Consider the following 14,079-nt stretch of genomic DNA (forward strand, 5'->3'; position numbering starts at 1 on the left):
ACGCCCCCGGTTTGCACACCGGGAATCCAGGAGAGTTCATGTACTACCCCTTCGTTCGTAAAGCCCTTTTCCAGCTCGATCCTGAGCGCGCTCATGAATTGACATTCCAGCAGTTACGTCGCATTACCGGCACGCCGCTCGAAGCGCTTGTCCGCCAGAAAGTACCCGCAAAACCGGTTACCTGTATGGGGCTGACGTTTAAAAATCCGCTCGGGCTTGCTGCCGGACTGGATAAAGACGGGGAGTGCATTGATGCGCTCGGTGCGATGGGATTCGGTTCAATTGAGATTGGTACCGTGACGCCACGTCCCCAGCCCGGGAACGATAAACCACGTCTGTTCCGTCTGGTGGATGCGGAAGGTTTGATCAACCGCATGGGATTCAATAACCTGGGTGTTGATAACCTGGTAGAGAACGTTAAGAAATCACATTTTGACGGCATTCTCGGCATTAATATTGGTAAGAATAAAGATACTCCGGTAGAAAACGGCAAAGATGACTATCTGATTTGTATGGAAAAAGTCTATGCTTATGCCGGTTATATCGCGATTAATATCTCTTCACCGAATACGCCGGGATTACGCACGCTGCAATACGGTGAAGCGCTGGACGATCTGCTAACGGCAATTAAAAATAAGCAAAACGATCTGCAAGCGATCCACCATAAATATGTTCCGGTGGCCGTAAAGATCGCGCCGGATCTTTCCGTCGAAGAACTGATCCAGGTCGCCGACAGTTTAGTTCGTCATAATATTGATGGCGTAATTGCAACTAACACCACTCTCGATCGTTCTCTCGTACAGGGAATGAAAAATTGCGATCAAATGGGTGGGTTGAGCGGTCGTCCGTTACAATTAAAAAGTACAGAAATTATTCGCCAGTTGTCTCAGGAATTAAATGGTCAGTTGCCGATTATTGGTGTTGGCGGTATCGACTCGGTCATCGCCGCGCGTGAGAAAATAGCCGCTGGCGCTACCCTGGTACAGATTTATTCGGGCTTTATTTTTAAAGGTCCACCATTGATTAAAGAAATCGTCAGCAATATCTGAATGCTACCTTAATCACAATCCAGGGCTTTATTTCTAGCCCTGGTTGTTTTATATTCCTTTACTGTTGCTTATTTAAACATTCTGAGCTTTTATTATTAGGGCAATAAACGAAGCGGCAAAAGGATACTGTCGTAATGGCGATGATTAAGGAAAGGAGAGAAACTGATGCGAATTAAACCCGACGATAACTGGCGCTGGTATTATGATGAAGAGCACGATCGTATGATGCTCGATTTAGCCAATGGTATGTTATTCCGTTCGCGTTTTGCTCGTAAAATGCTCACTCCTGATGCATTTTCTCCTTCCGGATTTTGCGTTGATGACGCCGCGCTTTATTTTTCCTTTGAAGAAAAATGCCGCTACCTGGATTTAGCGAAAGAACAAAAAGCGGAACTGGTGCTCAATGCGCTGGTGGCTATTCGTTATCTTAAGCCGCAGATGCCAAAAAGCTGGCACTTTGTCGCCCACGGCATTAACTGGACGCCAGTGGTAGGGGACGCTGCCTGTGTCGATTTAAGCGATACCGATGAGCAGGTAAACCTGTTAGTGGTTGAACCGGGTGAAAACGCCGCGCTTTGTCTGCTGGCACAACCGGGCGTGGTGATTGCCGGGCGCACCATGCAGCTTGGCGACGCAATTAAAATCATGAATGACAGACTGAAACCGCAGACAATGGTTGACAGTTTCAGCCTTGAGCAGGCGGTTTAACTTTCCAGCCTGATTGCCGTTTTGGGCACACAACTACAGCACAGAATCGTCCCGTCATCTCCCATCGCTGATTTTTTCAGCGGGCTCACTTCGCCTTCTACCAGCCGAATTCGACAGCATCCGCAAATTCCCGCCCGACATGAGTAGGGAACCCGGATACCCTGGTTTTCCAGCTGTTCAAGCAATACCTGCTGATTATTTCCGCGAAAGGTCTGTCCCTGCCACTCAATAAGCACCGTGGCATCGGGTTGTTGCACCGGGGCAGTATCATCGGTTTCTGCCGCGCCATATACTCTGGCCGGACCGGTGGACAGAATTTCAACCTCGTCGCCGACGCGAATTACGCCACTGTTACGCGCAATGAGATTCTGACCAAAATCGACATCGCCGTTATCCGTTGCAGTGCGAAAGCTTTGCAGCGTGGCCAGCGGTTCGCCGGACGGATGCTTCTGACCTTTCTCAGGGCTGACGGTAGTGAAAATGCAGCGGCTACAAGGTTTAGCCACGTCAAAAATAACCTCGCCAATGCGGATCACTTTCCAGGTATCTTCTTCCCAGGCGGCAGCACCTGAAACCACCAGATTGGGGCGGAACTGTTCCATTTTTACGCTTGCCGGGCAGCGCTGCTGCAAATCGCGCAATGACGCTTCGTTAGTTAAAAGGTAGGGATAACCATCGGCAAAGGATAAAGGAACATCATCGCGGCGCTTCACACGGCGCGTCAGCTGCGGACCAACCCAGCGAAGCTGCACGTCACGGGAGAAAAAACCGCTCAGCCACTGGTTGATAGCCGCTGGCGCAATACGCGCGGTAAAATGGTTGCCCCACACTTCTGTCGGCGCATCCTGCAGGGCGAAGTCGGCAAATCGCACAAGCGCGCTGCTGCCGTCTGGCGCCGTAAGATGCAATCCATCGTGGAAAGGGGAAGGGGTAAAACGCACCATCTGTGGGAACTGTCGGGCGGTAATGAACGTCCCGTCGGGTTCGGTAATCATAAAAATGCGATCAAAGGCGAGACCACTAACGTCTGCCAGAGCGTGGGTAAGCCCAATACCGCGCATTGATTTAACCGGATGAATAAAAAGTCGGGTTAACGTGACCACTGTACAGCCCCTCGAGCGAAAATAAGCCTTCAACTTTATGACATACCGCCCATATTAGCTATAATGCGCAGCAATTTTCTCGGAGTAAAAGTGACATTATGAATTCTCTGTTTGCCAGTACGGCCCGCGGGCTGGAAGAGCTGTTAAAAACTGAACTGGAAAACCTCGGCGCGCTGGAGTGTCAGGTCGTTCAGGGTGGGGTCCATTTTAAGGGCGACACGCGGCTTGTTTACCAGAGCCTGATGTGGAGCCGCCTGGCCTCGCGCATTATCCTGCCGATGGGAGAGTGCAAGGTCTACAGCGATCTTGATCTGTACCTCGGTGTTCAGGCAATCGACTGGACAGAGATATTTAATCCGGGCGCTACATTTGCGGTGCATTTTAGTGGCCTGAACGAAACTATTCGTAATAGCCAGTACGGGGCGCTGAAGGTGAAGGATGCGATTGTCGACGCCTTTACCCGTAAAAATCTGCCGCGTCCGAATGTGGATCGGGAATCTCCGGATCTGCGCATCAACGTGTGGCTGAATAAAGATACCGCCAGTATTGCGCTCGATCTGAGCGGTGATGGCCTGCATCAGCGTGGGTATCGCGATCGCGCAGGTCAGGCGCCGATTAAAGAAACGCTGGCTGCCGCCATTGTGATGCGTTCAGGCTGGCAACCGGGCACGCCGTTACTCGATCCGATGTGTGGCTCCGGTACGCTGCTGATTGAAGCGGCAATGTGGGCAACCGATCGTGCGCCAGGTCTGCACCGTGGATATTGGGGGTTCAGCGGTTGGGCGCAGCACGATGACGCTGTGTGGCAAGAGGTTAAAGCCGAAGCGCAGGTGCGCGCGCGTAAGGGTCTCGCAGACTACACCTCGCACTTCTATGGATCTGACAGCGATGCTCGCGTAATTGAAAAAGCCCGCAGTAACGCCCGTCGCGCCGGAATTGCTGATCTGATGACGTTTGAAGTCAAAGATGTGGCCAAACTGAGCAACCCGTTACCGAAAGGACCGTACGGGACGGTTATCAGCAACCCGCCATACGGCGAACGCCTGGATAGCGAACCGGCGCTGATTGCCTTGCACAGCCTGCTGGGGCGCACAATGAAAAACCAGTTTGGCGGCTGGAATCTGTCCCTGTTTAGCGCCTCGCCGGATTTGCTCAGCAGCCTGCAATTACGTGCCGATAAGCAGTTTAAAGCGAAAAATGGTCCGCTGGATTGCGTACAGAAGAACTATCACGTTGCAGAAACTAGCACCGACAGTAAGCCTGCTACGGTCGCAGAAGATTATGCCAACCGCCTGCGTAAGAATATTAAGAAGCTGGAAAAATGGGCGCGTCAGGAAGGTATTGAATGCTACCGCCTGTACGATGCCGACCTGCCGGAATACAACGTAGCAGTGGACCGTTACGGTGACTGGGTCGTGGTGCAGGAATACGCGCCGCCGAAAACGGTCGATGCGCAGAAAGCGCGTCAACGCCTGTTCGATATCATTGCCGCTACGCTCTCAGTACTGGAGATTGCCCCGAATAAACTGGTGCTGAAAACCCGTGAGCGTCAAAAAGGGAAAAACCAGTATCAGAAGATGAATGAGAAGGGTGAATTCATTGAGGTAAGTGAGTACAACGCGCGCCTGTGGGTGAACCTGACTGACTATCTTGATACCGGTTTGTTCCTCGATCACCGCATTGCGCGTCGCATGTTGGGTCAGATGAGTAAAGGTAAGGATTTCCTCAATCTGTTCTCCTACACCGGTAGCGCCAGCGTTCATGCCGGACTGGGCGGTGCGCGGAGCACCACGACGGTTGATATGTCACGTACCTACCTGGAATGGGCTGAACGCAACCTGCGTCTGAACGGCCTGAGCGGTCGCGCTCACCGTTTAATTCAGGCCGATTGTCTGGGCTGGCTGCGCGATGCCAATGAACAGTTCGATCTGATATTCATCGATCCGCCAACGTTCTCTAATTCTAAACGCATGGAAGACTCGTTTGATGTGCAGCGCGATCATCTGGCGTTGATGAAAGATCTAAAACGTCTGTTACGTAAAGACGGGACGATCATGTTCTCCAACAACAAACGTGGATTCCGTATGGATCTCGAGGGGCTGGCTGAACTGGGATTAAAAGCACAAGAAATTACCCAAAAAACGCTTTCCCAGGACTTTGCCCGTAACCGTCAGATCCACAATTGCTGGCTGATTACCGCAGCCTGAAAGGATAAGTAAATGTCATTGATCAGTATGCATGGTGCATGGCTATCGTTCAGCGATGCGCCCCTTCTTGATAATGCGGAACTGCATATCGAGGATAACGAACGCGTCTGTCTGGTAGGCCGTAACGGCGCGGGTAAATCGACGCTGATGAAGATCCTGAACCGTGAACAGGGTCTTGACGACGGGCGTATTATTTATGAGCAGGATCTGGTCGTCGCGCGTCTGCAACAGGATCCGCCGCGTAACGTCGAGGGCAGCGTGTATGACTTCGTTGCCGAAGGTATTGAGGAACAGGCTGAATACTTGAAGCGTTACCACGATATTTCGCGCCTGGTAATGACCGATCCGAGCGACAGAAATCTGAATGAGATGGCGCGGGTTCAGGAAATGCTCGATCACCACAATCTGTGGCAGCTCGAAAGTCGCATTAATGAAGTGTTGGCGCAACTGGGGCTGGATCCTAACGCCGCGCTTTCGTCGCTGTCTGGTGGTTGGCTGCGTAAAGCGGCGCTGGGCCGTGCGTTGGTGAGTAATCCGCGCGTACTGCTGCTGGATGAACCGACGAACCACCTGGACATTGAAACAATCGACTGGCTGGAAGGGTTCCTGAAATCCTTCAACGGGACAATTATTTTCATTTCCCACGACCGTTCGTTTATTCGCAATATGGCGACGCGTATTGTCGATCTTGACCGCGGAAAGTTGGTGACCTATCCGGGGAACTACGATCAGTATCTGCTGGAGAAAGAAGAAGCGCTGCGGGTAGAAGAGTTACAAAACGCGGAGTTTGATCGCAAGCTGGCGCAGGAAGAAGTTTGGATCCGCCAGGGTATCAAAGCACGTCGTACCCGTAACGAAGGCCGTGTTCGCGCCCTGAAAGCGATGCGTCGCGAGCGCGGGGAGCGTCGCGAAGTGATGGGCACGGCGAAGATGCAGGTTGAAGAGGCGAGCCGTTCGGGCAAGATTGTCTTCGAAATGGAGAATGTGGATTATCAGGTTGATGGTAAGCAACTGGTAAAAGATTTCTCCGCGCAGGTGCAGCGCAGCGACAAAATTGCGTTAATTGGCCCTAACGGTTGCGGTAAGACGACGCTGCTCAAACTGATGCTAGGCCAACTGCAGGCAGACAGTGGACGCATTCATGTTGGGACCAAGCTGGAAGTGGCTTATTTCGATCAGCACCGTGCTGAACTGGATCCGGATAAAACCGTGATGGACAATCTGGCCGAAGGTAAGCAAGAGGTGATGGTTAACGGTAAACCACGCCATGTGTTGGGCTACCTGCAGGACTTCCTGTTCCATCCAAAACGGGCGATGACGCCAGTACGCGCGCTCTCCGGCGGAGAACGAAACCGCCTGTTGTTGGCGCGTTTGTTCCTGAAACCCAGTAATCTTTTAATTCTCGATGAACCAACGAACGATCTTGACGTCGAAACGCTGGAACTGCTTGAAGAGCTGATTGACAGCTATCAGGGCACCGTACTGCTGGTGAGCCATGACCGTCAGTTTGTGGATAATACCGTTACGGAATGCTGGATCTTCGAAGGCGGTGGTAAAATTGGTCGTTATGTCGGCGGTTACCATGACGCGCGCAGCCAGCAATCGCAGCATGTGGCGTTTAAACAGCCCGTTGTGAAAAAAACAGAGGAAGCTGTTGCTCCTAAAGCAGAAATTGTCAAACGTGGCACGAGCAAACTAAGCTATAAACTGCAGCGCGAACTGGAGCAGCTCCCGGCATTGCTTGAAGAACTGGAAGCTAAGCTGGAAACATTACAAGCTCAGGTTGCTGACGCCACTTTTTTCAGTCAGCCGCACGAGCAAACGCAACAGGTTTTAGCTAATCTGAACGAAGCGGAACAAGAACTTGAGCAAGCCTTTGAGCGCTGGGAGTATCTTGAATCTTTGAAGAATGGCGCATAATTTAAAGGAGCACATATGTGCGAACATCACCATGCCGCGAAGCATATTTTGTGCTCGCAGTGTGACATGCTGGTGGCGTTACCGCGCCTGGAGCATGGTCAGAAAGCGGCATGTCCACGATGTGGCACTACGTTAACGGTTGAGTGGGACGCGCCAAGGCAGCGTCCTACTGCCTATGTTTTAGCAGCGCTGTTCATGCTGCTTTTATCAAACCTCTTCCCTTTTGTGAATATGAACGTCGCAGGGGTAAGCAGCGAAGTGACGTTGCTGGAAATCCCCAGCGTGCTTTTCTCAGAAGATTACGCCAGCCTCGGCACGTTTTTTTTATTATTCGTCCAGTTGGTTCCCGCGTTTTGTTTACTGACCATTCTGCTGCTGGTGAACCGGGCCGAAATGCCCGGCTGGCTAAAGGCCCGACTGGCGCGCGTCCTGTTTCAGTTGAAAAGCTGGGGGATGGCGGAAATCTTCCTCGCTGGAGTGCTGGTCAGTTTCGTTAAGCTGATGGCGTATGGTGATATCGGCGTGGGCAGCAGTTTCATCCCATGGTGTTTCTTTTGTGTTCTACAGCTACGGGCGTTCCAGTGCGTTGACCGCCGTTGGCTGTGGGATGATATTGCGCCAATGCCTGTCATTAAGCAGGAATTAAAGCCAGGCGTGCCCGGTATCCGGCAGGGGCTGCGTTCTTGTTCCTGCTGCACCGCGATTCTTCCCGCTGACGAACGGGTGTGCCCACGCTGCGAGACCAAAGGCTACGTGCGTCGTAAAAACAGTTTGCAATGGACGCTGGCGTTATTGTTCACGTCAATCATGCTTTATCTTCCTGCCAACATCCTGCCGATTATGATCACCGATTTGCTCGGTTCCAGGTTACCGTCAACGATTCTTGAAGGTGTGGTTTTGATCTGGAGCGAAGGCTCTTATCCGGTGGCGGCGGTTATCTTTATCGCCAGTATTATGGTGCCGACGTTGAAAATGATTGCCATTGCCTGGCTATGTTGGGATGCCAAGGGGCACGGCAAACGTGACAGTGAACGTATGCACTTGATTTATGAAGTGGTGGAATTTGTCGGTCGCTGGTCAATGATCGACGTTTTTGTGATTGCGGTACTCTCTGCGCTGGTGCGTATGGGAGGGTTAATGAACATTTATCCTGCAATGGGTGCTTTGATGTTTGCTTTAGTCGTCATTATGACAATGTTTTCTGCGATGACATTTGATCCGCGTCTGTCGTGGGACCGTGAACCAGAACCAGATCATGAGGAGTCCTGACAGCATGGAATCTAAAAGTGGGGAAGCCAAAGTGCAGAAGGTGAAAAACTGGTCGCCCGTGTGGATATTCCCAATCGTTACTGCGCTCATTGGCGCATGGGTCCTGTTTTATCATTACAGCCATCAAGGGCCGGAAGTCACGCTGATTACCACCAATGCCGAAGGGATTGAAGGGGGCAAAACGACGATTAAAAGCCGCAGCGTCGATGTGGGTATCGTCGAGAGCGCCACTCTGACGGATGATTTGACTCATGTGGAGATTAAAGCTCGCCTTAACTCCGGAATGGAAAAGCTGCTGCATAAAGACTCTGTTTTTTGGGTTGTTAAGCCGCAGGTTGGACGTGAAGGTATCAGCGGCCTGGGCACGCTATTGTCCGGGGCATATATTGAACTGCAGCCCGGCAATAAAGGGAATAAGCTAGAAAATTACCAACTACTGGACTCACCGCCGCTGGCACCGCCAGATGCGAAAGGGATCCGCGTGATACTGGACAGCAAAAAAGCCGGTCAATTAAGTCCGGGCGATCCGGTATTGTTCCGTGGTTATCGCGTGGGTTCGGTTGAGACCAGTACCTTTGATGCGCAAAAACGTACTATCAGTTACCAGCTCTTCATCAATGCGCCTAACGATCGTCTGGTGACCAGCAATGTACGTTTCTGGAAAGACAGCGGGATCGCCGTGGATCTTACCTCTGCAGGTATGCGCGTAGAAATGGGATCGCTCTCCACGCTGTTTGGTGGTGGCGTAAGTTTTGATGTGCCAGAAGGCTTAGAACAAGGTGAACCGGTTGGGCAACAGTCCGCGTTTAATCTTTATGACGATCAAAAAAGTATTCAGGATTCCCTGTATACGGATCATATTGATTACCTGATGTTCTTTAAGGATTCGATTCGTGGTTTGCAGCCAGGCGCACCGCTGGAGTTCCGCGGTATTCGTTTGGGGACGGTAAGCAAAGTACCTTTCTTCTCACCGAATATGCGTCAGGTATTTAACAATGATTATCGTATTCCAGTGCTGGTACGTATCGAACCAGAACGCCTGAAAGCACAGCTGGGCGAGGACACTGATGTTGGCGCTCATCTGGAGCAATTGCTCAAACGTGGATTACGCGCATCACTGAAAACCGGGAACCTGGTGACCGGCGCGCTGTATGTTGATCTCGACTTCTACCCGAAAGAACCGCCGATTACCGGCGTGCGCGAATTTAATGGTTACCAGATTATCCCGACGGTGAGTGGCGGTTTGGCGCAGATCCAGCAACGTCTAATGGAAGCGCTGGATAAGATTAATAATCTGCCGTTGAACCCGATGATTGAGCAGGCGACCAATACGTTGTCAGAAAGCCAGCGTACGATGAAGCATTTGCAAACTACGCTGGATAACATGAATAAGATCACGTCCAGTCAGTCAATGCAGGATCTTCCGGCAGATATGCAAAATACGTTGCGTGAACTTAATCGTAGCATGCAGGGCTTCCAGCCAGGATCTGCCGCCTACAACAAGATGGTGGCGGATATGCAGCGTCTTGATCAGGTACTGCGCGAACTGCAACCAGTACTGAAAACGTTGAACGATAAGAGCAATGCGCTGGTATTTGAAGCGAAGGACAAAAAAGATCCAGAGCCGAAGAGGGCGAAACAATGAAAAAGTGGCTAGTGGTGATGATGGCGGTCTGGCTGGCGTCATGCAGCTCCAGCGGAGAAAATAAAAGCTATTATCAGCTTCCTATCGCGCAAGGTGGCGTCCAGAGCTCCGCCAATCAGGGTAACCGTCTGCTGTGGGTTGAGCAGATTGCGGTGCCGGACTATCTGGCGGGTAATGGGGTGGTTTACCAGACCAGCGATGTGCAATATGTGATAGCGAATAATAATCTCTGGGCCAGTCCTTTAGATCAGCAATTGCGCAATACGCTGGTGACGAACCTCAGTATGCAATTACCTGGCTGGGTTGTCGCTTCGCAGCCACTGGGAAGTACGCAGGATACGTTGAACGTCACTGTAACCGGCTTCCACGGTAGGTACGATGGGAAGGTTATCGTGAGCGGCGAATGGCTACTGAATCACCAGGGGCAGTTGATCAAACGCCCATTCCACATCGAAGCTGTGCAGACCAAGGACGGCTACGATGAGATGGTAAAAGTTCTGGCCAACGCCTGGAGTCAGGAAGCGACGGCAATTGCTCAAGAGCTGAAACGCATTCCTTAAGCTTAAATAATTGTAAATTATACCGCCCCTGGTTCATTGCCCGGGGCGGTTTTTTTTGCGTGAAGATAACTGTTATGACTGATTATTTTTGTACAAATGATTTAGCGGGTAGCTCACAAATATGACACTGGCGTGAATTTTGCGCATTGACGAGTCTGATGTTTAGGGGTATTCGTTTAGTGTGATTGCACACTTAGTAATCACTGTTTTCTTTTCCACCAGAACTAAAGATGAGGGAAACGAGGCATGAAGAGACAAAAACGAGATCGCCTGGAACGGGCACATCAACGTGGATATCAGGCCGGCATTGCCGGACGCTCAAAAGAAATGTGTCCCTATCAGACGCTGAATCAGAGATCATACTGGCTGGGAGGCTGGCGAGAAGCCATGGGGGATAGGGTTTTAATGGCCTGATTCTGTCTCTTTAGATAAAAGAAACCTCCGCAGAGCGGAGGTTTCGCCTTTTTTGCAGAACGGATAAGGCGCTTACGCTGTCATCCGACAACGACGCAACGCCTGATGTCTGCAATTAGAACGCGGAAGTGTCCTGGAAAAGGCCTACTTTCAGATCGTTTGCGGTGTAGATCAGACGACCATCAACCAGCACTTCACCATCAGCCAGGCCCATGATCAGGCGACGGTTAACGATGCGTTTGAAGTGAATGCGGTAAGTAACTTTCTTCGCGGTCGGCAGAACCTGACCGGTGAATTTCACTTCGCCTACACCCAGCGCGCGGCCTTTACCTTCGCCGCCCAGCCAGCCGAGATAGAATCCAACTAACTGCCACATGGCATCCAGACCCAGGCAGCCTGGCATTACCGGATCGCCGATGAAGTGGCATCCGAAGAACCACAGGTCCGGGTTGATATCCAGTTCAGCTTCAACATAACCTTTGTCAAAGTTGCCACCGGTTTCGGTCATCTTAATGACACGGTCCATCATCAGCATGCTTGGTGCAGGCAGTTGTGGGCCTTTTGCGCCAAACAGCTCACCGCGACCAGAGGCAAGAAGGTCTTCTTTTGTATAGGATTCGCGTTTATCTACCATGTTCTCTGTAAGCCTTATTTTATTGAAGCACGCAGGATAGCTAACACGTGTACGCTGAACAAGTCCGATCAGTTCGGAATAATCCAGTTCAACCAACGTAGCGGCCATGGAAAACGATGACGGCCTTCCTGTTGCGTTGCTGTCGCAATACGTTCCTGGATGGTTTGCATCAGCGTTGTCTGGCCTTCGCCATCCCACACCAGATTTAGTAATAGCGGCAATGCATCGGTTACATCGTCCACCGCCCAGATAGTGAATTTTTCTTCTTCTATGGCCTGTAGCAGGGCCGGTTGCAGACTCAGGTGTCTGACATTAGCTGATGGAATGATAACGCCCTGAGTACCTGTCAGCTCACGCTGCTGGCAGATGGCGAAGAAACCTTCAATTTTCTCGTTAAGACCGCCGACAGGTTGTGCCCGACCAAATTGATCGACAGAACCCGTAATGGCGATGCTTTGATTCACAGGGACGTCGGCGAGGGCGCTAATCAATGCGCACAATTCCGCCATGGACGCGCTGTCACCATCAACTTCGCTGTATGATTGTTCAAAGGTCAGCGAGGCCGAGAAGGGAATTTGCTGTTCCAGTTGGAGTTCAGACATCAGGAACGCCTGCATAATCATCATCCCCTTGGCATGAATATTTCCTCCCAGCTCGGCTTTGCGCTCAATATCTGTGAATTCGCCATCGCCAATATGCACCACGCAGCTGATACGTGATGGTTCTCCAAACGCGCGAGGATGACCCGGAAACTCAATGACCGACAGGGCGTTGATCTGACCAATTCGCTCGCCTTCCGTTTCAATAAGGATTTGCTCTTGCAGGATCTCATCCTGCATACGTTCGGCCAGGAATCCTTCCCGCCATTCGCGCTGCGCCAGCATCAGGCTGAACTGTTCCGCTGTGCAGGTTTCGCTCTCGCATAGCGAGGCCACTTCTTTGAACTGTCGGATGATCCACAAGGGGTTAAGCGGCAACGTATCCTGTTCGCCGGTATAGCGCACAGCTTCGCGGATTAGAACCTGCCAGGCATCAGGCGCGGGGTAGGGCAAATTGTTGCGCGTGGCGGTATGCGTTACCCACTGGCACCACTGTGTCATGGTTTCGGCATCGACTATCTGTAGGTTGTCTTCAAATTCGCTGTAGATGGCCTGCTCAGCCAGTTCTGGCTCCATGTCCTGAAAATCTGCCAGTGATTCACGCTCCCCGACTAAAATCACTTTTAGTTTAAGCGGCATCGGCGGAACGGAAACAGGCAATGGGCGAGACTCATCAAAAGCTACCCAGTCAAAGCGCTCGTGGCTGACAATGGCTTTCAGGCGCATCCACAACAGCGGTTGGGCCAGCAGAGTGCGTAATGAGATAACCAACACCCCACCATTCGCCTGATGCACCAGACCTGGTTGCAGGGAAATATCGCCATTGAACTGACGCAGACAGCCAAACAGTTGCTCGGCTTCAACCCAGTCAGCGTTGACCACCTGAGTTAACGTCGCAAAATTGTCTTCTGCTTTTTCCGCTGTACGATAGCGGATAGTGTGACCAGCGATATCATAATGACCCCCAGTCAGGCGTCCTGCGTCCGTGTGCAGTGTATGTGCAGCAGTTGCAATAAGGTTAAGGTATTCAAGCTCTTCCGGTGCTTTTACCAGCATGAACGAGGACGTCGTCCAGTGCTGCAGAAGCTGCTCTAGCGCGAATTGTAAACGTGGCTGAGTATCACTAAGTAAGGTATCGGTGTCGTCAGTGACGTGCGGCTGTGCAAATACTTCCTGATAACTGTCGGTATCAGGAACCAGATCACGCCATGCAAGTTTCGTAATGGTCAAAGTTGATGTTTTTTAGTCTGTTGTTAAAAACGAGATTATACCGTAACCCTCATCACTACACACCTGGAAAGCACCGCGAAACGGAAGTGATGACGCGCGGCAGTTCACAGGCTGGATATTCTTTTCTTCAGTTGCTCAAAAAGCTGATATTCTGATAAGAGTTACACGGTAACATTGAGATCGCAATGAAATATCAACAACTTGAAAATCTTGAAAGCGGCTGGAAGTGGAAGTACCTGGTGAAGAAGCATCGTGAGGGGGAATTAATAACCCGTTACGTAGAGGCCAGCGCTGCCAAAGAAGCCGTTGATTTATTGCTAACCCTCGAAAATGAACCGGTTCGGGTCAATACCTGGATTGAAGAACACATGAACCCTGCGCTACTCAATCGTATGAAACAGACCATACGGGCGAGGCGCAAGCGGCATTTTAATGCTGAGCATCAGCATACACGAAAGAAATCTATCGATCTGGAATTCATGGTTTGGCAACGCTTAGCAGGCCTTGCCCAGCGGCGTGGTAAAACGCTTTCTGAAACCATTGTGCAACTGATTGAAGATGCGGAGCATAAAGAGAAGTACGCGAATAAAATGTCAACCTTAAAACAGGATTTACAGGCACTGCTGGGAAAAGAGTAGTGGCAGGGTGGTTTAATGGGTGACGTAGTAGTGTGCTTTGATTAAAACACAGATAAAAAAAACCCCGCGATGCGGCAATACCGATCAGTTAAGGATCGGTTGA

12 protein-coding genes are annotated in these 14,079 nt (G+C 51.1%); 9 read left to right on the forward strand and 3 right to left on the reverse strand.

Going from position 1 to position 14,079, the window contains the following annotated elements; all coding sequences use genetic code 11:
• Positions 1-38: 38 nt before the first annotated feature.
• Together pyrD and zapC are read left to right on the forward strand one after the other, a co-directional pair.
• Positions 39-1,049 carry a quinone-dependent dihydroorotate dehydrogenase gene (gene pyrD / locus FDX04_RS03960; RefSeq protein WP_061381849.1) on the forward strand — a complete coding sequence of 337 codons (1,011 nt, stop codon included), beginning with the start codon at positions 39-41 and terminating at the stop codon, positions 1,047-1,049.
• Positions 1,050-1,214: 165 nt separating this feature from the next.
• Entirely contained in the window at positions 1,215-1,757 is a 543-nt protein-coding gene (gene zapC, locus FDX04_RS03965; RefSeq protein ID WP_042314201.1) for a cell division protein ZapC, read from the forward strand.
• Here the strand turns inward: zapC and FDX04_RS03970 are convergent.
• Entirely contained in the window at positions 1,754-2,860 is a 1,107-nt protein-coding gene (locus tag FDX04_RS03970; protein WP_061381848.1) for a YcbX family protein, read from the reverse strand. The two genes, zapC and FDX04_RS03970, sit on opposite strands and share 4 nt — an antisense overlap.
• Before the next feature lie 98 nt (positions 2,861-2,958).
• Here FDX04_RS03970 and rlmKL point away from each other — a divergent pair, with 98 nt between their 5' ends.
• From rlmKL to rmf, 6 genes are all read left to right on the forward strand, one after another.
• Positions 2,959-5,067, forward strand: coding sequence for a bifunctional 23S rRNA (guanine(2069)-N(7))-methyltransferase RlmK/23S rRNA (guanine(2445)-N(2))-methyltransferase RlmL (gene rlmKL, locus FDX04_RS03975; RefSeq protein ID WP_061381847.1), 2,109 nt, complete (start codon positions 2,959-2,961; stop codon positions 5,065-5,067).
• A gap of 12 nt (positions 5,068-5,079) precedes the next feature.
• Positions 5,080-6,987 (forward strand): ABC transporter ATP-binding protein, encoded by a 1,908-nt coding sequence (locus FDX04_RS03980; protein ID WP_042314196.1) that lies wholly within the window; start codon positions 5,080-5,082, stop codon positions 6,985-6,987.
• Between the two features lie 15 nt (positions 6,988-7,002).
• Complete coding sequence (pqiA, locus tag FDX04_RS03985; RefSeq protein WP_061381846.1) at positions 7,003-8,256, forward strand: membrane integrity-associated transporter subunit PqiA; 1,254 nt, start codon at positions 7,003-7,005, stop codon at positions 8,254-8,256.
• 4 nt (positions 8,257-8,260) lie between these two features.
• Positions 8,261-9,901, forward strand: coding sequence for an intermembrane transport protein PqiB (gene pqiB / locus FDX04_RS03990; RefSeq protein ID WP_042314193.1), 1,641 nt, complete (start codon positions 8,261-8,263; stop codon positions 9,899-9,901).
• On the forward strand, positions 9,898-10,461 hold the full coding sequence (gene pqiC, locus FDX04_RS03995) for a membrane integrity-associated transporter subunit PqiC (protein WP_137370463.1): 564 nt from the start codon (positions 9,898-9,900) through the stop codon (positions 10,459-10,461). The genes pqiB and pqiC overlap by 4 nt, the downstream gene beginning before the upstream one ends.
• Before the next feature lie 246 nt (positions 10,462-10,707).
• The gene (rmf, locus tag FDX04_RS04000) at positions 10,708-10,875 is read left to right on the forward strand and encodes a ribosome modulation factor (RefSeq protein ID WP_003035871.1); all 168 of its coding nucleotides are present in this window, start codon (positions 10,708-10,710) and stop codon (positions 10,873-10,875) included.
• A gap of 115 nt (positions 10,876-10,990) precedes the next feature.
• Here the strand turns inward: rmf and fabA are convergent, their stop codons facing one another.
• Both fabA and FDX04_RS04010 read right to left on the reverse strand, forming a co-directional pair.
• The gene (gene fabA / locus FDX04_RS04005; protein WP_003035875.1) at positions 10,991-11,509 is read right to left on the reverse strand and encodes a bifunctional 3-hydroxydecanoyl-ACP dehydratase/trans-2-decenoyl-ACP isomerase; all 519 of its coding nucleotides are present in this window, start codon (positions 11,507-11,509) and stop codon (positions 10,991-10,993) included.
• A 68-nt stretch (positions 11,510-11,577) separates the two neighbouring features.
• Positions 11,578-13,338 carry a Lon protease family protein gene (locus FDX04_RS04010; RefSeq protein ID WP_137370464.1) on the reverse strand — a complete coding sequence of 587 codons (1,761 nt, stop codon included), beginning with the start codon at positions 13,336-13,338 and terminating at the stop codon, positions 11,578-11,580.
• Between the two features lie 185 nt (positions 13,339-13,523).
• Here FDX04_RS04010 and matP point away from each other — a divergent pair, with 185 nt between their 5' ends.
• Complete coding sequence (gene matP, locus FDX04_RS04015) at positions 13,524-13,976, forward strand: macrodomain Ter protein MatP (protein WP_042314187.1); 453 nt, start codon at positions 13,524-13,526, stop codon at positions 13,974-13,976.
• Positions 13,977-14,079 lie beyond the last annotated feature (103 nt).

This window comes from Citrobacter sp. wls615, from assembly GCF_005281355.1.
Classification (GTDB): domain Bacteria; phylum Pseudomonadota; class Gammaproteobacteria; order Enterobacterales; family Enterobacteriaceae; genus Citrobacter; species Citrobacter werkmanii.